This window comes from Kitasatospora sp. NPDC058478, from assembly GCF_042720345.1.
In the GTDB taxonomy this organism is placed as follows: Bacteria; Actinomycetota; Actinomycetes; order Streptomycetales; family Streptomycetaceae; genus Kitasatospora.
The window spans coordinates 1-26031 of the sequence record NZ_JBHXML010000071.1 but is presented as its reverse complement, the minus strand read 5'-3'; the positions used below and the strand labels follow the sequence as shown (position 1 = coordinate 26031).

Below are 26031 nucleotides of genomic sequence, written 5' to 3'. Positions count from 1 at the left end.
GCCGGCCGCGGTCACGGCTGCCCGGCCGTGGGGACGCTCCCGCCCTGCGCGGGCACCCGGCCCGGCGCCGCCCGCGCCGGCTCGGGCACCCCGAGCGGAATGTCGGGGACGGCCCGGATGCCGTCCCCGGGCGGCGGCAGCACCGGCTGCCAGTCGTGCCCGGCCAGCGCGTCGATCAGGGCCCGGACCATCACCGGGTCGAACTGGCTGCCCGAGCAGCGCTCCAGCTCCGCCACGGCCTCGGCGACCGGGCGGCCGCGCCGGTAGGAGCGGGTGGAGGTCATCGAGTCGAAGGCGTCGGCGACCGAGATGATCCGGGCGAACTCGGGGATCTGCTCGCCGACCAGCCCGCTCGGGTAGCCCCGGCCGTCCATCCGTTCGTGGTGGTGCAGGATCCCGGCGTGCGCCTCGCCGAGGAAGGCGATCCCGCGCACCAGCTCGTACCCGTACACCGGGTGGATCTCGACGGCCCGCCGCTCCGCCTCGCTGAGGGGACCGTTTCTGCGCAGCAACTCGGTGGCCACGCCCAGCTTGCCGACGTCGTGCAGGATCCCCGCGAAGCGCAGGGTGCGCAGCCGCTCGGCCTCCATGCCGAGCTGACCGGCGATCAGCACCGAGGCCCGGCCGACCCGTTCGCTGTGCCCGCGGGTGTACGAGTCCTTGATCTCCACGGCCTGCACCAGCGACTGCACGGTGGCCTGGTGGGCGTCCCGCTCGCGCTGGCCCTGGGCGAACACCCAGGCCGAGATCGACAGCGGCAGCAGCGCCAGCAGCGCCGCGAACGCCCCGTACGGGCCCTGCCAGAGCACGGCCACCATCAGGCCGCCGGCCGCGTGCACCAGCACCGGCAGCCCGCACACCGCGACGGCCCCGCGCAGCAGCACGACGGGCCGGCGGTCCTCCGCGAGCATCAGCATCGCGCCCACCAGCACCCCGTTGACCAGGCAGAACGTGACGACGGCGGCGAAGCCGGGCAGCAGCGCGGCCGGGAAGCGGGAGCCGAGCAGCAGTTGCGGCCCGTGCAGCAGGTGGAAGGCCGCCGCGGAGGCGAAGGCGCACAGCGCGAGCTGGGAGCCGTTCCACAGCTGGCGGGTCCGGCAGCCGCGCCCGGCCGGGCCGCCGAGCACCGCGGCGGGCACCGCGACCAGCGCGGCGGCGGCCGGCGGCAGCATCAGCACGCCGGCGAACAGCACCGGGAAGAAGGCGTTGACCCCGGGGCGGGAGAGCGCCCGCTCGGGCGGCGTCGGTCGGCGCAGCAGCCGGCGGACCAGCCGCAGGCAGGGCGTCGGCAGGCCCTGGGCCAGCGACTCCCAGCAGCCGTGCAGGAAGGCCAACAGCCCGACCTTGGGCCAGTCCACCGGGGCGCCGAGCCAGCGCGGGAGCCCGGGTGGCACGCCGGTCGGCAGCAACGGCAGCAGGCAGCACAGCGCCGCCACCGGGACGGCCACCAGGTAGCGCATCGCCCCCTCCGGCAGGGCCGCGTCTTCGCCGTCGATAGCGATCTCGACCTCCCCGACGTCCGGGCCCGCGTTGCCTCAGCTCGCCGGGCGGACCGGCGGTGAGCGTCCGTCAGGAGGATAGGCCGCCACCCGGGCGCAAGGACGCATGATGGCGCGACGACGCTGCTGGCGCACCGCCAACTCACTCGAACGAGTGAGGGGCGCACGCAAGCACAACGGGAGCGGCCCCGGGAGCGCACGCTCCCGGGGCCGTCTGACTCCGTGTCCGGACCGCTCGGCCCGCCCTCGCCGGCGGGCCCGTCCGCTTGCTCCGCCCGGCCGTTGAACGACCGCCCGACCGTTGAACGGCCGCCCGGCTACTCCGCCGGGGCGCCCGCCTCGACGGTGGCACCGGGCCGGACCGTCGGCTCCTCCGGGGCCTCGCCGGCGGCCGGCGCCGACCGGTCCGTCTCGACGTGCAACTCGACCGTGGTGTCGACGGCGACCACCACCTGCTCGCCCGAACGCTGCCCCGCCCGGATCGAGTCGATCCTGGCCAGCACCTTGCTGCGCAGGTCAGCCGGGGTGTCGTCGCAGCCGCAGGAACGCTTGATCAGTGCCTTGATCGCCTGCTCCAGCCCGTACTGCTTCAGGCAGGGCGAGCACTCCTCGAAGTGCACCCGCAGCTTGGCGCAGTCGCCCTCGGCCATCTCGTTGTCGAGGAATTCGTAGAGGTGGTCGAGGACCTCGCCACACTCCGTGTCGTGCGGATCGCCGCAGCTCATGAGCCCGAGCCCTTCGCTTCCTGCCCTGCCCCGCTGCCGGCCGGGACGAGCCCGCGCTCACGGGCGTAATCCTCCAGCATGCCGCGCAGCTGACGGCGGCCGCGGTGCAGCCGGGACATCACCGTGCCGATGGGAGTACCCATGATGTCCGCGATCTCCTTGTACGCAAAGCCTTCTACATCCGCGAGGTACACGGCGATCCGGAATTCCTCCGGAATGGCCTGGAGCGCGTCCTTCACATCGCTGTCGGGGAGGTGGTCGAGCGCCTGGGTCTCGGCCGAGCGCAGACCGGTCGACATGTGCGACTCGGCGCGGGCCAGCTGCCAGTCCTCGATCTCCTCCGCCGCCGTGCGCTGGGGCTCGCGCTGCTTCTTGCGGTACGAGTTGATGAACGTGTTGGTGAGGATGCGGTACAGCCAGGCCTTGAGGTTCGTGCCCTCGCGGAACTGGTGGAAGGACGCGTACGCCTTGGCGAACGCCTCCTGGAGCAGGTCCTCCGCGTCCGCGGGGTTGCGCGTCATGCGCAGCGCCGCCGAGTACATCGGATCCAGGTAGCCCAGGGCGTCGCGCTCGAAGCGCTCCCGCCGGGCCTCCTCGCTCTCCTGTGCCGACACCCGGAAGGTGTCCTCACCGATCGCCTCGGCCAGCTCCTCACCGGTGAGCGCCTCGCCCGTGGGCTGGCCCTCCTCCGGGCCCCGGCCCGGCTCGGCCTCGTGCTCGGTCCCGACGACCGGACCCACCTCCTCGGCATGGCGGGCACGACCCACGGCGGGCCGCCCCGAAATGGAGGATATCGGGCTGACGGGCTTCTCGCCCGCGACAATCCAGTCGGACCAGGCGGGGCCGAACGCCGCGGCGGCCTCGCGCTGCTCTGACCGCTCGGGGCACGCGATCGAACCCATCTGCCCTGCCTCTCAACCGGGAATCGTACTGACGAGAGTGCCAACCACCCCGACCCCGCCCGCATTCCCGCGCCCGCCCCGAAATCGCTCGTACGGGTGATCGAGCGGAAACCCCCCGCTCACGGCCGCCCCCGCCGCCTCAGACGACCCGCAGCACCCAGTCCCCGACCGCCCGGCAGATCGCCTCCAGCACCTCGTCCTGCCCCACCGGCGCCCGCTTGGGCACGTCGAAACCGTGCCCGCCGTACGGCACCGCCACCAGCTCGTGCCCGGGCGGCAGCTCCGGGAACTCCTGCGGCCCGCCGAACGGATCCGCCGTACCCTGCACCACCAGCGTCGCCGCCCCCGACTCCAGCAGCTCCTGCGCCCGGCTCTTCTCCGGCCGGCCCGGCGGGTGCAGCGGGAACGCCAGCGCCACCACCCCCACCGCCCCGCTCGCCGCCCCGGTCCGGCAGGCCACCCGCGCCCCGGCGCTGCGCCCGCCCACCACCAGCGGCAGCCCCTGACCGGCCAGCCGCCCGGCGACCGGGGTCCAGCCGCGGTCCAGCGTGCGCGGCGCCGGGGCGAGCCGCTTGCCCGCCACCCGCCAGGGCTGCTCCACCAGCGCCACGGTGATCCCGCGCGCCGGCAGCGCCGCGGCCAGCGCCACCAGGTCCCGGGCCTCGATCCCGCCGCCCGCGCCGTGACCGAGCGCCAGCAGCGCCTTCGGCGCACCGGCCCGGTGGTAGCTGATCCGGGCGTCCCCCACCTCGGTGGGGACGAGTTCGGTGGTCATCGTCGGTCGCTCCAACCGGCTCAGGCTCCCTCAGCTGTCAGGACTCAATCGTCGAACTTCAAACATTCAGACATCAGAACAGGGTGGTCTCGTACTCCGCCTCGGCCCACGGCTCCTTCAGCTCCGGGCCGTTGTTGCGGATGCTGCCGACCGCCGGCGAGACCGGAGTGGCCAGCAGCGCACCGGGCGGCGGCGGTATCAGCAGCCGGCGCAGCTCGTCCGGGTCGTCCAGCCCCGGGTCCAGCCACTCGCCGTAGGAGGCCGGGTCGAGGAACAGCGGCATCCGCTCGTGGATCGGCGCCAGCGACTCCTCGGCGTCGGTGGTGACGATGGTGAAGGTCACCAACCAGGCCGCCGGATGGTCGGCCGGCACCGTCCGGTCGCGCCAGAACTCGTACAGCCCGGCCAGCGCCAGCGGGGTGCCGTCCGCCCGGGACACGAAGAACGGCTTCTTGCGCGCCTTGCCGCGCTCGCCCGGCACCGTCTGCCACTCGTAGTAGCCGTCCACCGGCAGGATGCACCGCCGCGAGGCGAACGCCTGCCGGTACGAGGGCTTCTCGTGCACCGTGTCCGAACGGGCGTTGATCATCTTCACCGCCGTCTCGGCCGACCGCGACCACTGCGGCACCAGGCCCCAGCGCAGCACCCTCAGCTGGCGCACCGGCCGCGTCCGGCCCTTCGGCACCCGCTCCAGCACCACGAAGGCGCTGGTGGTCGGGGCGACGTTCCAGTTGGGGGCCAGCGTTTCCGCCGGATCCCACTGCTCGACGCCGAACAGCTCGACGATGTCCTCGGGCTTGCCACTGGCTGCGAAGCGACCGCACATGCGGGCCAGCTTGCCATGCCCGCCCCGCTCACCACTTCTTCATCCCGCCAGGAGAACCGTCCGCTCCCGCCCGCCCGTCCCCGCATGGGAGGCTGCCCCGAACGGCCCAACGCAGCGGACGGAGGCGGAGACGAGACGATGAGCGCACAACCCACCGACCAGAACCTCGGCGAACTGTGGAGCCAGGTCACCGGCACCCAGGCCGCGCCGCCCGGCTGGCTGGTGCTGGCCACCGCCGGCGCCGCCCTGCTCGCCGTCCTCGCCCGCCCGCTCTGGCACGTCACCCGCAACGCCGTGACCATCGCCCACGAAGGCGGCCACGGCCTGATCGCCCTCGTCACCGGCCGCCGGCTCGCCGGCATCCGGCTGCACTCCGACACCTCCGGCCTCACCCTCTCCTACGGCCGCCCCACCGGCCCCGGCATGATCCTCACCGCCGCCGCCGGCTACACCGCCCCCGCCCTGCTCGGCCTCGGCTGCGCCGCCCTGCTCTCCACCGGCCGGATCACCCTGCTGCTCTGGCTGGCCGTCGTCCTGCTGCTCGCCCTCCTGGTGCGCATCCGCAACGCCTTCGGCCTGTTCACCGTGCTGGTCGCCGGCGGCGCCTTCTTCCTGGTCTCCTGGTTCGGCAGCGCCGAGGTCCAGGCCGGCTTCGCCTACCTCGGCTGCTGGTTCCTGCTGTTCGGCGCCGTCCGCCCGGTCCTCGAACTCCAGCACCAGCGCCGCATCGGCTGGGCCCGCGACTCCGACGCCGACCAGCTGGCCCGCCTCACCCACATCCCCGGCCTCGCCTGGATCACCGTCTTCCTGCTCACCGCCCTCGCCTGCCTCGCCCTGAGCGCGACCTGGCTGCTCCAGCCCCTGCACTGAACCCCGCCCTCGGCGCGAACCTGCTGCTCCGGCCCCTGCGCCGAGCCGCCCCCGCGACACGGGCGGGCTGCCACAACCCCTGCACCGGGCCTCCCCCGTCCCGCCATGCGGTTGGCGCAGGGGCCGTTCCGGTACGGCCCCTAAACTTGCCCCCATGACCGAGACCCTGTGGCCCGCCCCCGTCGCGACCACCCCCGTTGACGCCACCGTCACCATCCCCGGCTCCAAGTCGGTCACCAACCGAGCCCTGGTGCTGGCGGCGCTCGCCGACGAGCCCGGCTGGGTGCGCCGGCCGCTGCGCAGCCGCGACTCCCAGCTGATGGCCGACGGCCTGCGTGCCTTGGGCGTCGGCATCGAGGAGAAGGTCAACAACGACTCCGGCGGCACCGGCGGCGGCGAGGCCTGGCGGGTCATCCCGACCCCCGCGCTGCGCGGCCCCGCCTCGATCGACGTCGGCAACGCCGGCACCGTGATGCGCTTCCTGCCCCCGCTCGCCGTCCTCGCCGACGGCCCGGTGCACTTCGACGGCGACCCGCGCAGCTACGAGCGCCCCCAGCACGGCGTGATCAACGCCCTGCGCGCGCTCGGCGCCCGGATCGACGACGGCGGCCGCGGCGCCTTCCCGCTGACCGTGCACGGCACCGGCGCGCTCGACGGCGGCCCGGTCGAGCTGGACGCCTCCTCCTCGTCCCAGTTCGTCTCCGCCCTGCTGCTCTCCGGCGCCCGCTACAACCAGGGCGTCGAGGTCCGGCACGTCGGCGGCCCGGTGCCGTCGCTGCCGCACATCCGGATGACCGTCGAGATGCTGCGCCTGGCCGGCGTCCAGGTCGACGCCCCCGAGGACGGCGGCGAGAAGGACGTCTGGCGGGTCACCCCCGGCGCCCTGATCGGCCGCGACCTGGTGGTCGAGCCGGACCTCTCCAACGCCGCGCCGTTCTTCGCCGCCGCCCTGGTCACCGGCGGCCGGGTGACGGTCCGCGACTGGCCCAAGCACACCAGCCAGCCCGGCGACCAGCTGCGCGAGATCTACACCCGGATGGGCGGCGCCTGCGAGTTCACCGACGAGGGCCTGCAGTTCACCGGCACCGGCCGGATCCACGGCATCGAGGCGGACCTGCACGACGTCGGCGAGCTCACCCCGGTGATCGCCGCCGTCGCCGCACTGGCCGACTCCGAGTCCCACCTGTACGGCATCGCCCACCTGCGGCTGCACGAGACCGACCGGCTCGCCGCGCTCGCCAAGGAGATCAACGACCTCGGCGGCGACGTCACCGAGACCGAGGACGGCCTGCGCATCCGCCCGCGCCCGCTGCACGGCGGCGTCTTCCACACCTACGAGGACCACCGCCTGGCCACCGCCGCCGCCGTGGTCGGCCTGGCCGTGCCCGGCGTCGAGGTGGAGAACGTGGCCACCACCGCCAAGACCCTGCCGGACTTCCCGAAGATGTGGGCGGAACTGCTCGGCGAAGCGGTGGCGGACGCCTGAGCGGAGACTGAGCACATGCGCCGCTACGGCAAGGACGCCGACGAGGACGACATCCGCAACCGCCCCGCCCGCCGGGGATCCCGGCCGCGGACCCGGATCCGGCCCAAACACGATGACGCCGCCGAGGCGATGGTACTGACCGTCGACCGCGGCCGGCTGACCTGCCTGATCGACCCGGGCACCAAGCAGGAACGCGAGATCGTCGCCATGAAGGCCCGCGAGCTGGGCCGCAAGGGCGTCGTCGTGGGCGACGTGGTCAACATCGTCGGCGACCTCTCCGGGGACAACGACACGCTCGCCCGGATCGTCCGGGTCGAGGAGCGCAGCTCGGTGCTGCGGCGCACCGCGGACGACGACGACCCGTACGAGCGGATCGTCGTCGCCAACGCCCAGCAGCTGGCCATCGTCACCGCGCTGGCCGACCCGGAGCCCCGGCCCCGGCTGATCGACCGCTGCCTGGTGGCCGCCTACGACGCGGGCATGGAGCCGCTGCTGGTGCTCACCAAGGCCGACCTCGCCCCGGCCGGGCCGCTGCTGGAGTCGTACGCGCCGCTCGGCATCGACTACGTGGTCACCCGGCGGGACGAACTGGAGACGGCCGGCGCCGAGGCCGTCCGCGCGCACCTGCGCGGCCTCTCCACGGTGTTCATCGGCCACTCCGGCGTCGGCAAGACCACCCTGGTCAATGCCCTCGTCCCGGACCACCAGCGGCAGACCGGCCGGGTCAACGCGGTCACCGGGCGCGGCCGGCACACCACCGTGTCCGCGCTGGCGCTGCGGCTGCCCCCGCCGCCGGGCGCCAAGCCGGGCTCCAAGAAGGCGCTGGACCCGGGCTGGGTGATCGACACCCCGGGCTTCCGCTCCTTCGGCCTCTCGCACATCGACCCGTCCCGGGTCATCCACGCCTTCCCCGACCTGGAGCCCGGCACCGCCGACTGCCCGCGCGCCTGCAGCCACGACGAGCCGGACTGCGCGCTGGACGCCTGGGTCGCCGACGGCCACGCCGAGGGCGCCCGGCTCTACTCGCTGCGCCGGCTGCTGGCCAGCAAGGAGGCCCGCGAGGGCGACTGACCCGGGCGGCGGCTTTACCGTCCCATGGGTTTCCCGACCGTTCGAGGTGTCGGACCGCGCCGGCCTGGCGATCATAGGAAGGTCGGGCCACAGCGCGGTCCGACCCGTCGATCGACAGGGAGGGCACGCGATGGCATGGGCCTTGGTGGTCCTGGCCGGCCTGCTGGAGACCGGCTTCGCGATCAACCTCAAGCTCAGCGAGGGCTTCACCAAGCTCTGGCCCACCATCAGCTTCTGCGTGTTCGCCCTGGGCAGCTTCGGCCTGCTCACGCTGTCCCTGAAGAGCCTGCCGGTCGGCCCCGCCTACGCGGTGTGGACGGGCATCGGCGCGGCCGGCACCGCCATCTACGGCATGGTCTTCCTGGACGAGACCACCTCGGTGCTGAAGCTGGTCTCGATCTCCCTGGTGATCGCCGGCGTGATCGGCCTCCAGCTCAGCGGCTCGGCGCACTGACCGTCACCGGCCCACCCCTGCCACCGGCCCACCCCTGCTGCTCGCCCGCTCGCCGCCGGCAGGCCCGTCCCGGTCCGCGAGCCCGGCTGTCCCGATCCGGGCGGGATCGCTAGGGTTTCGGACATGGCCGATTACCACGACGATCTCCGACTCGCCCACGTCCTCGCCGACTCGGCCGACTCGGTCACCCTGGAGCGCTTCCGCGCCCTCGACCTGAAGGTCGAGACCAAGCCCGACCTCACCCCCGTGAGCGACGCCGACAAGGCCGCCGAGGAACTCGTCCGCAGCGTGCTGCAGCGCGCCCGCCCGCGCGACGCGGTGCTCGGCGAGGAGTTCGGCCTCCAGGGCTCCGGCCCGCGCCGCTGGGTGATCGACCCGATCGACGGCACCAAGAACTACATCCGCGGCGTCCCGGTCTGGGCCACCCTGATCGCCCTGCTGGAGGACGGCCCGGACGGCGTCGAGCGCCCGGTGGTCGGCATCGTCTCCGCCCCCGCGCTGCAGCGCCGCTGGTGGGCGGCCAAGGACCTCGGCGCCTACGCCGGACGCAGCCTCACCAAGGCCTCCCGGATCCACGTCTCCGGCGTCTCCCGGATCGAGGACGCCTCCTTCTCCTACTCCTCGCTCTCCGGCTGGGAGGAGCGCGGCCGCCTCGACCCCTTCCTGGACCTCACCCGCGCCTGCTGGCGCACCCGCGCCTACGGCGACTTCTGGTCCTACATGATGGTGGCCGAGGGCGCGGTCGACATCGCCGCCGAGCCCGAGCTGTCGCTCTGGGACATGGCCGCCAACTGCGTCATCGTCGAGGAGGCCGGCGGCCGCTTCACCGGTCTGGACGGCGTGCCCGGCCCCGGCGGCGCCGACGCCGTCGCCAGCAACGGCATCCTCCACGAGGAGACCCTGCGCCGCCTGAGCGTCTGAGGGCTCTCTTGCGCGGCCGAACATGGTGCGGGCCCGGTCGACCAGTCCTCTGGTCGACCCGGCCCCCCCCCCAAAGGGGGGCCTCCCCGCTACAGCAAGCCCACCGACCCGACCGCCCCCACCCCCCCCGGCCCGTAGTCGGCGTCGGCCTTGCGGAAGTTGTCGACCGCCCGCTCGACGATGTCCTCGCGGTCGGCGGAGACCTTGGCGATGAAGCCGGCCAGGTTGGCGATCAGCCGCTGCTTCTCGTCCTCCGAGAACAGCCGGTACAGGTTGCCGGCCTGCACGAAGTCGTCGTCCTCGGCGTGCGAGGGCGCCTCGTGGTTGCCGGTGGCGCCGGTGACCGCGGTGGCGGCCCACAGCGGGCGGCCGGTCTGCACCGGGCCGCCGAAGCTGTTCGGCTCGTAGTTCTTCTGGCGGCCGTGGCGGCCGTCGTACAGGTGGCCGTCGCGGCTGTTGGTGCGCGCCTCGGTGGCGTGCGGGCGGTTCACCGGCAGGTGGTCGGCGTTGATGCCGACGCGGTAGCGGTGGGCGTCCGCGTACGCGAACAGGCGGCCCTGCAGCATCTTGTCGGGGGACGGGCCGATGCCGGGCACGAAGTGCGACGGGGAGAAGATCGACTGCTCGACCTCGGCGAAGACGTTGTCGGGGTTGCGGTTGAGCTCCAGCCGCCCGATCTCGACCGGCGGGTAGTCGGCGTGCGGCCAGACCTTGGTGAGGTCGAAGGGGTTGAAGCGGTACTGCGCCGCGTCGGCCGCCGGCATGATCTGGACCTGCACGGTCCAGCTGGGGAACTCACCGCGCTCGATCGACTCGCGCAGGTCGCGCTGGTGGCTGTCCGGGTCCTCGCCGGCCAGCCGGTTGGCCTCGTCCTGGGTGAGGTTCCTGATGCCCTGGTCGGTCTTGAAGTGGTACTTGACCCAGAAGTGCTCGCCGGCCTCGTTCTGCCACTGGAAGGTGTGCGAGCCGTAGCCGTTGAGGTGGCGGTAGCTGGCCGGGATGCCGCGGTCGCCGAACAGCCAGGTCACCTGGTGGGTGGCCTCGGGCGACAGGCCCCAGAAGTCCCAGACGTTGTCCGCCTCCTGGGAGCCGGTGTACGGGTCGCGCTTCTGGGTGTGGATGAAGTCGGGGAACTTCACGGCGTCCTTGATGAAGAACACCGGGGTGTTGTTGCCGACGAGGTCGTAGTTGCCGTCCTCGGTGTAGAACTTCAGCGCGAAGCCGCGCGGGTCGCGCACCGCGTCGGCCGAGCCGAGGTTGCCGGCCACGGTGGAGAACCGCAGGAAGACCTCGGTCTGCTTGCCGACCTCGGACAGGAACGAGGCCCGGGTGTAGGGCGCCAGGTCGGCGGTCACCGTGAAGGTGCCGTAGGCCGCCGCGCCGCGGGCGTGCACCACGCGCTCCGGGATCCGCTCGCGGTTGAAGTGCGCGAGCTTCTCGAAGAGCTGCTGGTCCTGGATGAGCGCCGGGCCGCCGGGGCCCGCGGTCTCGGTGTTCTGGTTGTCGGCGACGGGGGCACCCGCCTCCGTGGTGAGGGTGGGGCGCAGCTCGTCCTGGGTCGTCATAAGAGGGCCTCCGCGTTATCCGGTCGTGACGACTCGATCCTAACTTGGACTTTGTCCAAGTCAACACTGGAACCAATCTGAGAGCGTGACTTACCCTGTTCCCATGAGCGACCTGCTGGAACGACTTCGCGGACGCGGCTGGCGGCTGACCTCACAGCGCCGGGTCGTGGCCGAGGTCCTCGACGGCGACCACGTCCACCTCACCGCGGACGAGGTGCACGCCCGCGCCGTCGCCCGCCTGCCCGAGATCAGCCGCGCGACCGTCTACAACACCCTCGGCGAACTGGTCGGCCTCGGCGAGGTCCTGGAGGTCGCCACCAACGGGCGCGCCAAGCGCTACGACCCCAACGCCCACCGCGCCCACCAGCACCTGGTCTGCTCCGGCTGCGGCGCCATCCGCGACGTCCACCCGCACGGCGACCCGCTCGCCGCCCTCCCGGCCGACGAACGCTTCGGCTTCACCGTCACCACCGCCGAGGTCACCTACCGCGGCCTGTGCCCGGACTGCACGGGCACGCCGTAACGCGGCCCCGCCCGCCCGGCGGGAACCGCCGGACCCGCCCTACGCGCTCAGCTCCGCGTGCAGCGCGCCCAGCAGGCGCCCGGCCCGCTCCGCCACCTCGGCCGGCCCGTAGTCGGCCGCCCGGCGGCACCAGTTCTCGGCCTGCACCGGCTCCCCCCGGCGCAGCGCCAGCAGCGCCAGGCGCAGCGCCGCCCGCCCGTGCCCGGCGTCGGCCGCCCTGGTGTACCAGAGCATCGCCTGCGCCTCGCGGTCCTGCCGGGCCAGCAGCAGCCCCAGGTTGAAGGCGGCGCTGCGGCTGCCGGCCTCGGCCGCCCGCCGGTACCAGCTCTCGGCGATCTCCAGCGCGCCGCGCTCGGCCGCCCGCACCCCCATCCGCACCTGCGCCCGCCGGTGCCCGGCATCGGCCGCCAGCGCGTACCAGTGCTCGGCCTCGGTGTCCGCGTCACCGCGCCGGTCCAGCACCGAGGCCAGCCGGAACGCGCCCTCCGCCGACCCGCCGGACGCCGCCTGCCGGTAGCGCTCCAGCGCGCCGGCCAGGTTGCCCCGCTGCTCCTGGGCGACGGCCAGTTGCAGCGCGGCCTCGCCGTGGCCCTCGGCGGCGGCCCGCGCGTACCACTCCTGGGCCTGCCGCTGCTCGCCGCGCCCGGCGTGCAGCACGCCCAGGTTGAACGCGCCGTCCACGCTGCCGGCCTCGGCCGCCTTGGAGAACCACGGCTCGGCACCGGTCTCCTCGCCGCGCTGCAACAGCACCACGGCCAGCGCGTTGCAGGCCTCCCGGTGCCCGGCGTACGCGGCCCGGCGGTACCACTGCTCGGCCTGCTGGTCGCGGCCGGTGGCGACGCAGAGCAGGCCGAGGTTGAAGGCGCCGTTCTGGTCGCCCGCGTCCAGGGCGGTGCGGTACCAGCGCTCGGCCTCCTTGGCCTCGCCGCGGCCGGCGTGCAGGGCGCCCAGCGCGTTGGCGGCGTTGCCGTCGCCGGCCTCGGCGGCCTCCCGCCACCACTCGGCGGCGGCGGCCAGGTCCCCGGAGTCGCGCAGCAGGAAGCCCAGCGCGCAGGCGGCGCGCGGCTCGCCGTTCTGCGCGGACTGCCGGTACCAGCGGGCGGCCTCCTCCAGCAGCGACTGGTCGGTGGCGGCGCGCTCCTCCAGCAGCACGCCCAGGCGCAGCGCGGCGCGGGCGTGGCCGCGGGCGGCGGCGGTGCGGTACCAGGCCTCGGCGGTCTCCTTGTCCCCGGCGGCCTCGCGCATCCGGGCCAGCCGGTAGGCGGCCTCCCGGTGCCCGGCGTCGGCGGAGACCTTGAACCAGCGCTCGGCGCGCACGTCGCGCCGGTGCTCCATCAGGTCGCCCAGCGCGTAGGCGCCGAGCGGGTGGCCGTGGTCGGCGGCGAAGTGCAGCCAGTACTCGGCGGCCTCCTCCTCGCCCTGGTCGCGCAGTTGGAGCCCGAGCGCGTGCGCGGCGGGGGCGCTGCCGGCCACCGCGGCATGGCGCCACCACTGGGCGGCCTCGGCCCGGTGGCCCTGCTGGTGCAGCAGCACGCCGAGGTTGTTGGCGGCGGCGCGCGTCCCGGCGGCCGCGGCGGCGCGCAGGTAGGGCTCGGCGTCCTCCAGGTCGCCGCGGCGCAGCAGCAGGGTGCCGAGCCGGCTGGCGGCGTCCGGGTCGCCGTCGTCGGCGGCCTGCCGGTGGCGGGCCTCCAGCGCGGCGCTCTCGCGGGCGGCCAGCGCGGTCTCGAAGCTGGTGGTGTCCAGACCGGCCGGGTCGAGCGCGGCGGCGTTCGGGCCGTCGGCGGCGGCGCCGTCGGGCCCGTACGGGCGGACGGCGTCGGCGAACTGACGGGTGGACACGTGGACCAGGCTGTCGGGGCCGTAGCCGGCGACCGGGGGGCGCTCGGACAGGCCGCTGGTGCGCTGGGCGGGCAGGGCTCCGGGGCGGCTCTCGGGGCTCTCCGCCCAGGCGTCGGTGTCCGCCTCGGTGGCCGCCGCGGACTTGGTGCCTGACCCGTTCTTGCCGATCAGCCTCATGCCGACTCCCGCTCCCCCAGAGTGTCGCGGCATCGTGCCCCGGCCCGCGGCCGGGGGGACCCCCAGGGGAGGCGCCGGAACCGACGGCCGGTCAGCAGCCGCGCACCGTCCCCCATGTGTCCCATCGTCGCACCACCCGCAACCCGCGTACACCTGCCCCGGCCGAATTCGGGCGGGGCCGACCCGAAGCCGACGAAATTGCTTCGGCGCTTTGTCGATTTCCCGACACTCGGACCCCACAAACCCCTTGCCGTCGTCGTTGGCGACGGTTGATGGTACCGGAGCGGTTCCCACCGCTTCGGGGGGAAAACGCCAGAGGCCCGGAGGAAGAATCCTCCGGGCCTCTGTCCACTGAGTAGCGGGGACAGGATTTGAACCTGCGACCTCTGGGTTATGAGCCCAGCGAGCTACCGAGCTGCTCCACCCCGCGTCGGTAGTTGAACCATAGCACGGGTGCGGGGTGGAACAGGAATCGGTTGCCGCAGCTCAGCGGGCCACGACTACGGCTACGGCTGCCCGGACGGCGATCCGGTCGGCGTCGCACCCGGGGTCGCGCCCGGCGTCGCGCCCGGCGTCGGGGCCTGCACCGGGCTCCCGCCGCGGGCCGCCTCGGCCGCCTTCAGCGCGTCGCCCAGCGCCTTCTGGGCGTTGCCGTAGGCCACCCAGTCGCCGTTCTTGAACGCGGTCTGGCTGTCGTTGTACGCCTTCTCCGCGTCCCCGAGCGCCTTCTGCAGCTCCGGCGAGATCGTCCCGCCCGGCGTCGCCGTCCCCGGAGTGGTCGGCGTCCCCGGGTTGTTCGGCGTGGACGGCGCGGTCGGCGTGGTCCCCGGGGCCGCCCCGGCGAACACCTTCTTCAGCGCGTCCTCCAGGGTGTTCTCGAACGCCACGTTGTCGTTCCCGTACACCGCCAGCACCTTCTGCAGCGTCGGGTACTTGGCACCGCGTCCGCGCACGTACACCGGCTCGACGTTGAGCAGCCCGCCGCCGACCGGCAGGGTCAGCAGGTTGCCGTACTCCAGCTCGGTGTCACCGCCGCTCTTCAGCGCGAAGATCTGCGAGGCCACCTCCTGCCGGGAGTTGAACGTCGACTGCACCAGGCCCGGGCCGGGGGCGCTGTTGTCCCCCGAGATCTTCAGGATGCGGATCTTCCCGTAGTCCGGCCCCGGATCGGCGTTGACGGCCATGAACGCGGCCAGGTTCGGGCGGCCGTTGGGCACGAAGGTCGTGGTCAGCGAGAAGCTCGCCGAGGTGACCTGCGGGTCCGGCATCCGCACCGTCACGTAGTACGGCGGCTGGACCTGCTTGGTGTCGCTGGTCGGGTCGACCGGGATCTGCCAGATGTCGCTGCCGTTGAAGAAGGAATTGGCGTCGGTCACGTGGTACTGGCCGAGCAGGTCGCGCTGCACCTTGAACATGTCCTGCGGGTAGCGCAGGTGCGGCAGCAGCGTGCCCGGGATGTCCGCCTTCGGCTCGACGGTGCCGGGGAACGCCTTCATCCAGGTCTTCAGCACCGGGTCCTGCTCGTCCCACTGGTAGAGCTTCACCTCGCCGGTGTAGGCGTCCACCGTGGCCTTGACCGAGTTGCGGATGTAGTTGACCTGGTTGGCGACGGTCAGCAGCTCACCGCGCTGGTTGGTCAGCGAGTCCTTGGTCGCGGTGCCCAGCGTCGTCTTCGACGAGAACGGGTAGCCGTCCGAGGTGGTGTAGCCGTCCAGCACCCAGACCACCCGGCCGTCCTGCACCACCGGGTACGCGTCGGCGTCGATGGACAGCCACGGGGCGACCTTCTCCACCCGCTCCTTCGGCGTCCGGTTGTAGATCACCTTCGCGCCGTCGGTGATCGCCCCCGCGTACAGGATCTGCGGCTCGGCGAAGCGCACCGCGTACGCGGCCCGGGTGATCGGGTTGTCCAGCGAGACACCGCTGTTGCCGGTGTAGGTGTACTCCTTGTTCTCGCCGGTCTTGGTGGTGTAGTCGATCTCCTTGTTCGAGCCGCCGACGATCGAGTACGACGTCGTCTTCTCGCCGTAGTAGATCCGCTGCTGGTAGTCGCCCAGCGCACCGGTGGCCGGCAGGCCGGACTCGGTGAACACCGGCTCGCCCTTGTCGCTGACCTGGTTGCCCTTGGCGACGACCGCGCCGTAGCCGTGGGTGTACTTGAAGTGGTCGTTGATCCAGTTGCGCTGCACGCCGTTGAGGTCCAGCTCGCGCAGACCGATCACGGTGTCCTGCTTGTCCGTGCCGGAGCCGTAGCGGTCCACGTCCAGGGTGTTCGGGAAGGCGTAGTAGTTGCGCTGCTGCTCGATCGACTGGAAGGTCGGCGAGACGACGTTCGGGTCCAGCAGCCGGATGTCGGAGATGGTCTGCGCGTCCGGCTTGAGCGCCTCGGCCGTCGTCGACCCCTGCGGGCTGTACTGGGTGGTCTGCGCGTCCGCGATCCCGTACGCCTGCCGCGTCGCGTCGATGTTCTTCTGGATGTACGGCGTTTCCTTGGCCTGCTCGTTCGGCTTGACCTGGAACTGCTGCACGATCGCCGGGTACAGCCCGCCGATCAGCACCGCCGACAGCACCATCAGCCCCAGCCCGATCAGGGCCGGCGCCCAGGTGCGGCGCACCGGCGTCAGGAAGAACAGCAGCGCGCAGATGATCGCCACGAAGAACAGGATCGTCTTGGCCGGCAGGAACGCGTTGGCGTCCACGTAGCGCAGGCCCGTCCAGCCGGAGACCCCCTTGTAGGAGCCGGTCTTCACCGCCAGCGCGTACCGGTCCAGCCAGTACGCCACCGCCTTCAGCAGCACGAACACGCCCAGCAGCACCGCCAGGTGCCCCTGCGCGCCCGCGCTCGCCCGACGGCCCGGGCCCTGCAGCCGCAGCCCCCCGTACAGGTAGTGCACCAGCGCCGAGGTCAGCAGCGAGACGATCACCGCGCTGAACGCGAAGCCCAGCACGAACTCGTAGAACGGCAGGTCGAAGGCGTAGAACGAGACGTCCATGCCGAACTGGGCGTCCTTCTCGCCGAAGGGCGTCGCGTTCGTCCACATCAGCCAGGTCCGCCACTGGCCGGACGCCGCGGCGCCCGCCACCAGGCCGATCACCAGCGAGACGCCGATCAGCGCCCAGCGCTTGAACGGCGCCAGGCCCGAGCGGTAGCGGTCCAGGCTCTGCTGCTCGACCGACATCGCCGACAGCGGCGGCCGCAGCCGGTGCGCCAGCCAGACGTTGAAGCCGACGATCACCGCCATCAGCAGGCCGAACACCGCGAACAGGCCGATCTTCGTCCACAGCTGCGTGGTGAACACCGAGGAGTAACGGACGGACCTGAACCACAGCCAGTCCGTCCAGAACCCGGCGAACATGACGAACAGCAGGAACAGCACCGCGAGCACGCCCAGGGTCAGCAGGGCCACCCGCGCCCGCCGGGAGGGCGGCCCTACCCTGCGCCGGAAACCCGGCCCTGAGCGTTCCGGCATCTGGAATACCACGGTGGCACCTCAGCTGTGTCGTCTGGAGTCACTGGAGTCAGTCGGTCTTCAGGGAAACTTAACCAGGCTTTGGCCGAGTTCCCACCGTTAGCAGACGGTTACGACGACGTTCCCCGTCCCGGCCGTTCCCCGGCCCACTCGCGGCGCCCGGCGCCCGGGCCCCCGCCCGGCGTGTGAGGATTGAGGCATGTCCGACGCGTCCAATGCACTCAACTCCCCCGGCTCCCCCGACGACGTCTCCAAGCTCCCCGCCGCCACCCCGCTCACCCGGGCCGCGCTGGAGATCGACGAGTACGCCGCCACGCTCGGCTGGGACCTCCCGGCCCGGCTGTTCGCCCTGGTGGACAGCACCGCCCTGCGCAAGGCCGACCCGAAGATCGCCGCCCAGCTCGGCCTCGGCGACGACGACACGGCCGGCCTCACCCCGGTCGAGCAGGACGAGCTGCCGGCCGGCATGGAGCTGGACAAGTTCCTCGGCACCATCGCCTGGCCCGACGCGGTGGTCGGCTGCGCCCTGGTCGTCGAGCGCCTGATGCTGCCGCCGGGCTCCGAGCAGACCCGCCCGCGCAACGCCAGCGACGCCCAGCTCGCCGAGTGGGTGGCCAACCACCCCAAGCGCGAGGAGGTGCGGATCACCGCCGCCGTGCTGCGCAACGGCAAGAAGGAGATCGCGCTGCGGCTGCGCTCCAAGGACGTCGCCCGCGAGGTGCTGACCGGCCCGGACCTGGTGCCCGGCCTGACCGCGGCGCTGCTGGCGACCTTCTCGTAGCCCCCCGGCCGCCCCGGCCGCACCACTCCACGTTCACGGCACTACGCCGCGGCATTAGTTCACGGCACTACTTCACGGCGCAGGACGGCAGCGCGGAGGTCTGCCCGGAGCGGATCTGCTCCAGCGACTTCAGCGCGCCGTCCAGCGTGTCCGTCTTGATCAGGTTCAGTCCGGACGGGACGTTCTTGGTCGCCTCGGCGCAGTTCGAGGACGGGGTGAAGAAGTACTCGGCGCCGGCGTCCCGGGCGGCGATCAGCTTCATCGATATCCCGCCGATCGGGCCGACCTTGCCGTCGTCGTCGATGGTGCCGGTGCCCGCCACGAACCGGCCGCCGGTGAGGTCGCCGCCGGGGGTGAGCTTGTCGATGATGCCGAGCGAGAACATCAGCCCGGCGCTCGGCCCGCCGACGTCCTGGAGGCCGATGTCGATCTGGAACGGGTAGGTGTGCCGGATCGTGGTGCCGATGCCGACCACCGCGAGTTCCGCCCGCTCGGCCGAGGCCTTCGGGTCGAGGTCCTTGGCCCGCACGGTGGGGACGGTGACGTCGGTCCGGTCCCCCGGGTTGGCGCCGCCGTTGCCGGTCGCGTCCTTGACCCGCGGGACGACGGTGAAGACCGCCGACTCGCCCGGCTTGTGCTTGGTGACCGCGGCCACCACCTGCTCGACCGTGCCGACCGACGTGCCGTCGACGGCCACGATCTGGTCGCCCGCGTGCAGCCGGCCCTCCGCCGGGGCCCCCGCCGTGACCGATTTGATGATCAGCTCGGTGCCGACCGGGATGCCCAGCTGGTTGAGCGCGGCGGTGCGGGCGCTGTCCTCGGAGGAGGCGAACTCCTCGGCGTTCTGTTTCTTGGCGTCGGCGTCCGTCTGCCCCTTCGGGTAGACGTTGTCGTGCGGCACGACCATCACGTCGTCGCGCAGCCACCCGACCACCGCGTTGACCAGGCTGGGCTCGTACTTGGCCCCGGTGACCTGGACGGTGGTCATGTTGAGGTGCCCGGTGGTCGGGTACGAGTCGCGCCCGGTGATGGTGATCACCGACTTGCCCCCCTGGTTGCCGAGCGTGTTGTACGTCGGCCCCGGGCTCATCTCCGTGTACGGCACCTTCATCAGCACCGAGACGCAGAGCAGCGCTATGAGCAGCAGGGTGGCAGCGAGCATCGTCGCGGAGCGGCGTGGCATGCCTCGACAGTACGGGACGCGGATGAGCGGACGCCCCCCGGGCTACCGGCCGGAACCGTCCTCGGAGGCGGTGCTCCCGGCGGTGGTGCGTTCCATCGCGGCCATGAAGCGCCGGTGCTCGGCGAGCGAGGCCGGGTCCCCCGTGGCCCTCGGGGCGCGTTGGGCCCAGCCCGCCCACAAGGCGGCGAGCAGGACGGCGATGACCGGAATGATCAACCAGGCGAGCGCACCCATATCAGTACTCCCAGCTCGTCGTGTCTATGAGCAGATTAACCACTCCGGCGGACAACGCGGGCGGCGCCGTCCGGGTTACGGGACGGCCGATCGGCTCACTGCCAGGGAGTATTCGGCCCACTGACCGGGACCCGTTCGAGTGAGAGCCCGGCCCGTCCGGCATGCTCGTCGCATTCCGTGCACCGATGGCGACTCTCCGCAGCCGATCGGCCCCCTCGGACCCCTTAAGGCCCCGTCCGGTCGCGGCCGGTCCGATCCGGTCCGGCCCACAGGGGGCGCCCGGGTCAGCAGCTGCCGGCGCCGACCCACTCCTCCTCGCCGTCGGCGAAGACCTGGTGCTTCCAGATCGGCACCTCGTGCTTGAGGTCGTCGATCAGCCGCCGGGCGGCCGCGAAGGCCTCGCCCCGGTGGGCGCAGGACACGGCGACGATCACCGCCTTGTCGGTGATCTCCAGCCGGCCGACCCGGTGCACCGCGGCCAGCGCCCGCACCGGGAAGTCGGCGACGACCTTCTCCGCGATCCGGCGCATCTCCTGCTCGGCGGTGGGGTGGCAGCTGTATTCCAGCGCGGTGACCGACTTGCCGCCGTCGTGGTCGCGGACCGTCCCGACGAAGACGGTCGTCCCGCCGGCCGCGTCGTCGCCGACCGCCTCGTACACCTCGTCCAGCGAGAGCGGGGTGTCGCGGACGGCGAGCAGGCGGATGGGGTCCTGGTTCTCGGGCATGCCCCCATGATTCCCCATCCCGGGTGGTTTGAGGCAAGCAGGTTCCGCATCACGATGGCGGGATTCCGCATCGTGAGAAAATCCGCTCCCCCCTCGGGGCCACCGGCCTCAGAAGCGGCGCCGCTTGCGGGCCCGGCGCACCAGCGCGGCCGTACCGACCAGCGCCACCGTCGCCCCGGCCGCCCCCAGGCTGGTCGCGGCCTCCTTGCCGCCCAGCCGGCGCCCGGCCACCGCGTGCTTCCCGGCGACCTGGCCCAGCAGCTCGGCCAGCACCTGCTCGTTGCTGTGCTCCGGACGCCAGCCCGCCTCGTGCAGCCGGCTGCCGGACACCACCCACGGGTACATCGTGTAGGCCAGGTCCCCCGCCGGGGCCGGGGTCAGGCCCAGCCGGTGCAGCCGGGCCGCGGTGCCCAGCGCCAGCGAGGCCGGCAGCTCCATCCGCCGGATCCCCGACAGCCGCTCCACGTCCTCCTGCTCCAGCCAGCCGTCGCAGCCGACCGTCACCTCGCCCTCCACCAGGCCCAGCGCCGCGTACTCCAGCGCCGCCGCCAGGTCGTCCACGTGGCAGAACTGCCAGCACGGGCGGGAACCGGCCACCACCAGCAGCCGCGGCGCCTCGAAGTGCCGGGTCAGCACGGTGTCCACGCCGGGGCCGACCACCACCGCCGGACGCAGCACCGTCACCTGCAGCCCCGGGTGGGCGCGCGGCGCCCGGCGGGCCAGGCGCTCGATCTCCAGCAGGTCCCCGACCAGCGAGGCCTCCTCGGTCGCCCGCAGCTCGGAGTCCTCGGCCAGCGGCACCTCGTTGTCGGCCAGCGCGCCGTAGACCATCGCGGAGGTGCAGAGCACCACCCGGTGCACCCCGGCGGCCGCGGCCGCCGTCAGCACGGTCTGCGCGCCGCGCACGTTGTAGGCGCTGCGGGCGCGCGGATCCGACTCCATGCCGAAGTCCATCGCCAGGTGCACCACCACGTCCACCCCGGACAACCGCTCGGCCACCGCGGGGTCCCGCACGTCCAGCACCCGCCACTGCACACCCGGCACCTCACCGCGCCGGTCGTCCACCGCCAGCACCCTGCGCACGTGCGGCGAGGCGACCAGACGGGCCGCGACCCGCTCGCCGATCACGCCGGCGGCACCGGTGACGGCCACGGTCAGCGGCCGTCCGCCGTAGGCTGGAGGCGGCGACGCCGTGATGTCCGGGGCGTCCTCGTCTCCGGTCAGCCCAGAGCGAACGTCCGAAGGCGGGGAACTCACCGACCATCCTCCACGGTTAGCTTATGTGCGTACGGACGTGTGTCACGTACGTCCATCCTGCCCGAGGCGAAGGCCCGGCGGTGCACCCGGCGCGGGCCTGCCGCACTGGAGCCGCCCACGAGTCCCCCACTCCGCCGGTGCCCCGGGCGGGCAGCACTTCCCGCCACACCCGTATGACGGCCGACCGGATCGAGGACCCCGTGAGCGACCTTCCCTTCGGATTCGGCGTTCCGCCCGAGGAGCCCGAGGACGGCAAGGCCAAGCCCGACAACGAGCAGCAGAAGAAGGACCAGGGCCCCGCAGGCTCCGACCAGAGCGGCGCGCAGCCGTTCGGCTTCGGCGCCGGCAACCCGTTCGGCGCCCTGTTCGGCATGCCCGGCATGCCCGGCGGCGGAGCCCCGGGCGGCCCCGGCGGGGCCGAAAACCCGTTCGCCGCGATGTTCGGCGGCCTCAACCCCAACGACCTCGGCAGCGCGTTCCAGCAGCTCGGGCAGATGCTCTCGTTCGAGGGCGGCCCGGTGAACTGGGACCTCGCCAAGAACATCGCCCGCCAGAGCGTCGTCGCCGAACCCGCCGAGGGCAAGAGCAAGGACCGCTCGGTCAGCGCCGCCGAGCACTCCGCCGTCGCCGAGGCCGTCCGGCTCGCCGACCTGTGGCTCGACGGCGTCACCGAGTTCCCCTCCGGCGCCGCCTCCGCCGTCGCCTGGAGCCGCGCCGAGTGGATCGAGGCCACCCTCCCGGTCTGGAAGGACCTCGTCGACCCGGTCGCCGAGCGGGTCGGCAACGCCATGGGCGGCGTCCTGCCCGAGGAGATGCAGGCCATGGCCGGCCCGCTGATGGGCATGATGCGCTCCATGGGCGGCGCCATGTTCGGCACCCAGATCGGCCAGGCGCTCGGCGCCCTCGCCGGCGAGGTGGTCGGCTCCGCCGACGTCGGCCTGCCGCTCGCCCCGGCCGGCAAGGCCGCACTGCTGCCGCAGAACGTCGCCGAGTTCGGCGAGGGCCTGAACGTGCCCGCCGACGAAGTCCGGCTCTACCTCGCCCTGCGCGAGGCCGCCCACCAGCGGCTCTTCGCCCACGTGCCGTGGCTGCGGGCCCACCTGCTCGGCGCCGTCGAGGCCTACGCCCGCGGCATCAAGGTCGACACCTCCCGGATGGAGGAGCTCGTCGGCCAGCTCGACCCGAACAACCCGGAGGCGCTCCAGGAGGCGCTGGCCGGCGGGCTGCTCCAGCCCGAGGACACCCCCGAGCAGAAGGCCGCGCTCGCCCGCCTGGAGACCGCGCTCGCCCTGCTCGAAGGCTGGGTCGACGCGGTCGTGCACGCCGCCGCCGAACCGCACCTGCCGCAGGCCGGCGCGCTGCGCGAGACCGTCCGCCGCCGCCGCGCCGCCGGCGGGCCCGCCGAGCAGACCTTCGCCACCCTGGTCGGCCTGGAGCTGCGCCCGCGCCGACTGCGCGACGCCGCCCGGCTGTGGGCGCTGCTCGCCGACGCGCGCGGCGTCGAGGGCCGCGACGCGCTCTGGCAGCACCCGGACATGCTGCCCACCGCCGCCGACCTGGACGACCCGGACGCCTTCGTGCACCGGGGCACCGGCGACCTGGAGGGCGGCCTCGACTTCGACGCGATCGACAAGCTGCTCGGCGAGGCCGCCGCGGGCGGCACCGCCGCCAAGCCGGACCTCACCAAGAACGACGGGCCGGCGAAGAGCGACGAGCCGAAGCAGGACGGCGACGGCACCGACGGAAAGGGCGAGCCCACCGCATGACGGCCACCGACACCGGGGCGACGTCCCTGCACGCGGACGCCGTGCGCACCCTGACCGGGTGGCGCCCCGCCGACGAGGAGCAGGACCGGCTGCGGCTCGACTACCTGGCGCACCTGGCCGAGCAGCCCGAGGGCCTGTACCGGTCCTGCCTGCCCGCGCACATCACCGCGAGCGCGGCGGTCGTCGACCCGGCGGCCGGGCGGGTGCTGCTCACCCTGCACCCCAAGGTCGGCATCTGGCTGCAGATGGGCGGGCACTGCGAGCCCGACGACCGGGACCTCGCGTCGGCGGCGCTGCGGGAGGCCGTCGAGGAGTCCGGCATCCCCGACCTGGCCCTGCTGGAGGTGGACGGCGTCCCGGTGCCGGCCAAGCTGGACCGGCACCTGGTCCGCTGCACCGGCAAGGACCGGCCGGAGAACACCCACCTGGACGTCCAGTACATCGCGGTGGCCCCGGCCGGTGCACAGGCGCTGATCAGCGAGGAGTCGCTGGACCTGCGCTGGTTCGACTACGACCGGCTGCCGGAGCTGACCGACCACTCGGTGCGGGACCTGGTGGCACGGGCCCGCCGGCTGACCAGCTGAGGTGAAACCCGAAGAGGGGGCGCGGGCCGATACGGCCCGCCCCCCCGCGTTTGGGTGCCCCCCGCGGTAGCCTAGCCCCCCACATACCCCGCGCCCACCGGCCGGGCGTCAAGCCGTCAGCCGCAGGAACAGGCCGGATCGGCATCCCGGTCGGCGTGCCGGGCGCCGGGGATGTGCGGCAGCCGGGCCGCCGAGACCACGCCCTCCAGGTAGCCGCGGGCCCGCTCGGTCCGGGGGTAGGCCTCCAGCAGGGCCCAGAACGCCGGGCCGTGGTCCGGCACCAGCAGGTGGGCGAGCTCGTGCAGCAGCACGTAGTCGAGGACGTACTCCGGCATGCCCTGCAGACGGTGGGAGAGGCGGATCGTCCCCTCGCTGGGGGTGCACGAGCCCCAGCGCGAGTTCTGGTTGGTGACCCAGCGGACCTGGGCGGGCCGGGCGCGATCGCCCAGGTAGGCGGCCGACAGCCCGCGGGCCCGGTCCATCAGCGCGTCGTCGCCGAGGATCCGGCGGCTCTCCTGGGCGGCGAGCTTCTCCAGCATCTGCGCGACCCAGCGCTGCTCCTCGGCGTGCGACATCCGGGCCGGGATCAGCACGATCGTGCGGTCGCCCTCGCGGTAGGCCGAGACGGTGCGACTGCGGCGGGCGCTGCGGCGCACTTCCACCCGGCCGCGGTCGTGCGGCTCCGGTGGCGCGGCGGCGGGTGGGTGCTGCGGCGACGCGGGCCTCGCCTGCTGATCCTGGTCCCGACGCCCACGCGTGCCGGGCGCCGCCACTTGCGACCCGGACGCTGCACGGGCACGCCGACGCGACGCCGGTGGATGGGAGTCCCGCTCGGCTGCCATGGCACACGACGTTACCCGGTACCACGGACAGAAGTCCGGTGCCGTGGCCGAAATCTTTCGTGGAGTGATCGGGAACGAAAAGTCGACGGCGGGTGTCCGGAAACTGGCGCCGGAGCGGATGGGCAGTTATCCACAGGGTCTGCGAACAGATGATGTGATCATGAGCCCGAGCCTGTGGATAACTTTGCGCACGACGTCGGCGCGATGGGGCATGCTGCGGTCAGCCGTCCGGAAACGATCGGAAGGGAGATCGCCGTGCGCCTCGTACTGAAGCCCGCCCTGTCCCGCAGCTGGCGGGACTCCGACACCCTGCAGTTCGGGACCATCACCCGCTACGCCGGGGTGCTCGGCCAGGCCGACAAGACCCTCTGCGACTTCCTCGGCCTGGTCGACGGGACCAGGGAGCGCCCCGAACTGCTGGAGGCCGGCGAGCAGCTCGGCCTGGGCCGGGAGCCCGCCGACGCACTGCTGACCGACCTGGAGGAGACCGGGTTACTGGACGACGCGGAGGCGACCGGCACCGCGCTGGCCCGCTTCCCCCAGCCCCACCGGGACCTGCTCGGGCCGGACCTCGCCTCACTGTCCCTGGTCCACTCCGGCCCCGGCGCCGCACCGGCGGTCCTGGCCCGACGGGCCGGCGCCCGGATCGAGGTCCGCGGCGCGGGCCGGGTGGGCGCCGCCGTGGCGGCCGTGCTCTCGGCCGGCGGGGCGGGCACGGTCACCGTGGTGGACGGCGGCCGGGTGCGCCCCGGGGACTGCTCCCCGGCAGGACTGCCGCCGGGGGACGTCGGGCGGCTGCGGTTGACGGCCGCCCGGGAGGCCGTGCAACGGGCGTCGGGCCGACCACTGGTGCCCGTGCCCCGGCGAAAGCCCGACGGGCCGCCGCCCGACCTCGTGGTGCTCGCGCCCCGGGACGGGAGCGGGGCGTTCGCCGGCGGGACGTACGAGGCCCGACTGCTGCTCCGGGCCGGGGTGCCGCACCTGTACGTCGGAGTGGTCGAGGAGTTCGGGGTGGTCGGGCCCCTGGTGCTGCCAGGGGTGTCGGCCTGCGGACACTGCCTGGTCCTGCGCCGGGAGGACGAGGACGCCGCTTGGCCCCGGATCCTGGCCCAGCTGGCGGACGGCGGGCCCGGCCGGGCGCGCACCCCGGCCTGCGACACGGCCCTGGCCACGATGGTGGCCGGCCTGGCGGCACTGCACGTCCAGATCCACCTGGACGGCGGGCGGCCGCCGAGCGTGGACGGATGGTGCGAGGTATCGGCCGGCGAAGGGATGCCACGACGTCTGCGACTGCGCGGACATCCGGACTGCGGGTGCCTCTGGCAGCCGCAGCCACCGAGGTAAGGAGGAGAGGAACCCGCCGGGCGCAGGCCCGGCCGAGGAGAGGAACCTGCCGGGCGCAGGCCCGGCGGCTGCGAGGCTCGGCAGCCGCCCGGCCCCACGCCACGGCGGCCCGGGCCGGCGCCCGGCCAGGTGAGCCCATGGCCAGGTGAGCCCATGGCCCGGGGGCCGGCCGGGGGGGGGGGGGGGGGGCGCCCCGGGGGGGGGGGGCCGGT

23 protein-coding genes and 1 tRNA gene are annotated in these 26031 nt (G+C 73.4%); 10 read left to right on the top strand and 14 right to left on the bottom strand.

Going from position 1 to position 26031, the window contains the following annotated elements:
• Window positions 1-11: 11 nt before the first annotated feature.
• The 5 genes from ACFWPT_RS32170 to ACFWPT_RS32150 all read right to left on the bottom strand — a co-directional run bounded on the left by ACFWPT_RS32170 (window position 12) and on the right by ACFWPT_RS32150 (window position 4727).
• Window positions 12-1460, bottom strand: a complete 1449-nt coding sequence (locus tag ACFWPT_RS32170; RefSeq protein ID WP_380486064.1) for an HD-GYP domain-containing protein — start codon at window positions 1458-1460, stop codon at window positions 12-14.
• Between the two features lie 356 nt (window positions 1461-1816).
• Window positions 1817-2224: a mycothiol system anti-sigma-R factor gene (rsrA, locus tag ACFWPT_RS32165; protein WP_380379553.1), complete on the bottom strand. Its 408-nt coding sequence runs from the start codon at window positions 2222-2224 to the stop codon at window positions 1817-1819.
• Entirely contained in the window at window positions 2221-2964 is a 744-nt protein-coding gene (locus tag ACFWPT_RS32160) for a sigma-70 family RNA polymerase sigma factor (protein WP_063351149.1), read from the bottom strand. The genes rsrA and ACFWPT_RS32160 overlap by 4 nt, the downstream gene beginning before the upstream one ends.
• Window positions 2965-3265: 301 nt before the next feature.
• The gene (locus ACFWPT_RS32155; RefSeq protein WP_063347884.1) at window positions 3266-3901 is read right to left on the bottom strand and encodes an alpha/beta family hydrolase; all 636 of its coding nucleotides are present in this window, start codon (window positions 3899-3901) and stop codon (window positions 3266-3268) included.
• 73 nt (window positions 3902-3974) lie between these two features.
• Window positions 3975-4727 (bottom strand): SOS response-associated peptidase, encoded by a 753-nt coding sequence (locus ACFWPT_RS32150; protein WP_380486062.1) that lies wholly within the window; start codon window positions 4725-4727, stop codon window positions 3975-3977.
• A 138-nt stretch (window positions 4728-4865) separates the two neighbouring features.
• Between ACFWPT_RS32150 and ACFWPT_RS32145 the strand changes: the two genes are divergently transcribed.
• The 5 genes from ACFWPT_RS32145 to hisN all read left to right on the top strand — a co-directional run bounded on the left by ACFWPT_RS32145 (window position 4866) and on the right by hisN (window position 9529).
• Window positions 4866-5597: a M50 family metallopeptidase gene (locus ACFWPT_RS32145; RefSeq protein ID WP_380486060.1), complete on the top strand. Its 732-nt coding sequence runs from the start codon at window positions 4866-4868 to the stop codon at window positions 5595-5597.
• Between the two features lie 154 nt (window positions 5598-5751).
• Window positions 5752-7083 carry a 3-phosphoshikimate 1-carboxyvinyltransferase gene (aroA, locus tag ACFWPT_RS32140; protein ID WP_063347887.1) on the top strand — a complete coding sequence of 444 codons (1332 nt, stop codon included), beginning with the start codon at window positions 5752-5754 and terminating at the stop codon, window positions 7081-7083.
• A 15-nt stretch (window positions 7084-7098) separates the two neighbouring features.
• Window positions 7099-8154, top strand: a complete 1056-nt coding sequence (gene rsgA / locus ACFWPT_RS32135; RefSeq protein ID WP_380486057.1) for a ribosome small subunit-dependent GTPase A — start codon at window positions 7099-7101, stop codon at window positions 8152-8154.
• Window positions 8155-8284: 130 nt separating this feature from the next.
• Window positions 8285-8608: a multidrug efflux SMR transporter gene (locus ACFWPT_RS32130; RefSeq protein ID WP_063347889.1), complete on the top strand. Its 324-nt coding sequence runs from the start codon at window positions 8285-8287 to the stop codon at window positions 8606-8608.
• 123 nt (window positions 8609-8731) lie between these two features.
• Window positions 8732-9529, top strand: coding sequence for a histidinol-phosphatase (gene hisN, locus ACFWPT_RS32125; protein ID WP_063347890.1), 798 nt, complete (start codon window positions 8732-8734; stop codon window positions 9527-9529).
• An 89-nt stretch (window positions 9530-9618) separates the two neighbouring features.
• Here hisN and ACFWPT_RS32120 read toward each other — a convergent pair whose 3' ends face one another.
• A complete protein-coding gene (locus tag ACFWPT_RS32120; protein WP_380486054.1) occupies window positions 9619-11094 on the bottom strand; it encodes a catalase in 1476 nt (491 codons plus the stop codon).
• Window positions 11095-11197: 103 nt separating this feature from the next.
• Between ACFWPT_RS32120 and ACFWPT_RS32115 the strand changes: the two genes are divergently transcribed.
• Window positions 11198-11617 (top strand): Fur family transcriptional regulator, encoded by a 420-nt coding sequence (locus tag ACFWPT_RS32115; protein ID WP_380342835.1) that lies wholly within the window; start codon window positions 11198-11200, stop codon window positions 11615-11617.
• Between the two features lie 39 nt (window positions 11618-11656).
• On the opposite strand, the gene ACFWPT_RS32110 is transcribed toward ACFWPT_RS32115, so the two are convergent.
• The 3 genes from ACFWPT_RS32110 to ACFWPT_RS32100 all read right to left on the bottom strand — a co-directional run bounded on the left by ACFWPT_RS32110 (window position 11657) and on the right by ACFWPT_RS32100 (window position 17103).
• Complete coding sequence (locus tag ACFWPT_RS32110; protein ID WP_380380228.1) at window positions 11657-13633, bottom strand: tetratricopeptide repeat protein; 1977 nt, start codon at window positions 13631-13633, stop codon at window positions 11657-11659.
• Window positions 13634-13989: 356 nt separating this feature from the next.
• Window positions 13990-14063, bottom strand: a tRNA-Met gene (locus ACFWPT_RS32105).
• Window positions 14064-14139: 76 nt separating this feature from the next.
• Window positions 14140-17103, bottom strand: a complete 2964-nt coding sequence (locus tag ACFWPT_RS32100; RefSeq protein ID WP_380486052.1) for a UPF0182 family protein — start codon at window positions 17101-17103, stop codon at window positions 14140-14142.
• A 199-nt stretch (window positions 17104-17302) separates the two neighbouring features.
• Between ACFWPT_RS32100 and ACFWPT_RS32095 the strand changes: the two genes are divergently transcribed.
• Entirely contained in the window at window positions 17303-17884 is a 582-nt protein-coding gene (locus ACFWPT_RS32095) for a PPA1309 family protein (protein ID WP_063347893.1), read from the top strand.
• A 67-nt stretch (window positions 17885-17951) separates the two neighbouring features.
• On the opposite strand, the gene ACFWPT_RS32090 is transcribed toward ACFWPT_RS32095, so the two are convergent.
• The 4 genes from ACFWPT_RS32090 to ACFWPT_RS32075 form a co-directional block, all read right to left on the bottom strand.
• Entirely contained in the window at window positions 17952-19067 is a 1116-nt protein-coding gene (locus ACFWPT_RS32090; RefSeq protein ID WP_380486049.1) for a PDZ domain-containing protein, read from the bottom strand.
• Window positions 19068-19109: 42 nt separating this feature from the next.
• On the bottom strand, window positions 19110-19301 hold the full coding sequence (locus ACFWPT_RS32085; RefSeq protein ID WP_063347895.1) for a hypothetical protein: 192 nt from the start codon (window positions 19299-19301) through the stop codon (window positions 19110-19112).
• Between the two features lie 284 nt (window positions 19302-19585).
• Complete coding sequence (locus tag ACFWPT_RS32080; protein WP_363377185.1) at window positions 19586-20026, bottom strand: molybdenum cofactor biosynthesis protein MoaE; 441 nt, start codon at window positions 20024-20026, stop codon at window positions 19586-19588.
• Between the two features lie 108 nt (window positions 20027-20134).
• Window positions 20135-21283 (bottom strand): NAD-dependent epimerase/dehydratase family protein, encoded by a 1149-nt coding sequence (locus ACFWPT_RS32075; protein ID WP_107452871.1) that lies wholly within the window; start codon window positions 21281-21283, stop codon window positions 20135-20137.
• Between the two features lie 200 nt (window positions 21284-21483).
• On the opposite strand from ACFWPT_RS32075, the gene ACFWPT_RS32070 reads away from it, so the two are divergent.
• Together ACFWPT_RS32070 and ACFWPT_RS32065 are read left to right on the top strand one after the other, a co-directional pair.
• Window positions 21484-23049 carry a zinc-dependent metalloprotease gene (locus ACFWPT_RS32070; protein WP_380486047.1) on the top strand — a complete coding sequence of 522 codons (1566 nt, stop codon included), beginning with the start codon at window positions 21484-21486 and terminating at the stop codon, window positions 23047-23049.
• On the top strand, window positions 23046-23633 hold the full coding sequence (locus tag ACFWPT_RS32065; protein ID WP_380486045.1) for an NUDIX hydrolase: 588 nt from the start codon (window positions 23046-23048) through the stop codon (window positions 23631-23633). Before ACFWPT_RS32070 ends, ACFWPT_RS32065 begins: the two co-directional genes overlap by 4 nt.
• A 116-nt stretch (window positions 23634-23749) precedes the next feature.
• Here ACFWPT_RS32065 and ACFWPT_RS32060 read toward each other — a convergent pair whose 3' ends face one another.
• On the bottom strand, window positions 23750-24295 hold the full coding sequence (locus tag ACFWPT_RS32060; protein ID WP_244293373.1) for a M48 family metallopeptidase: 546 nt from the start codon (window positions 24293-24295) through the stop codon (window positions 23750-23752).
• A 435-nt stretch (window positions 24296-24730) separates the two neighbouring features.
• On the opposite strand from ACFWPT_RS32060, the gene ACFWPT_RS32055 reads away from it, so the two are divergent.
• Window positions 24731-25819: a ThiF family adenylyltransferase gene (locus tag ACFWPT_RS32055; protein WP_380342849.1), complete on the top strand. Its 1089-nt coding sequence runs from the start codon at window positions 24731-24733 to the stop codon at window positions 25817-25819.
• The last annotated feature ends 212 nt before the right edge of the window (window positions 25820-26031 follow it).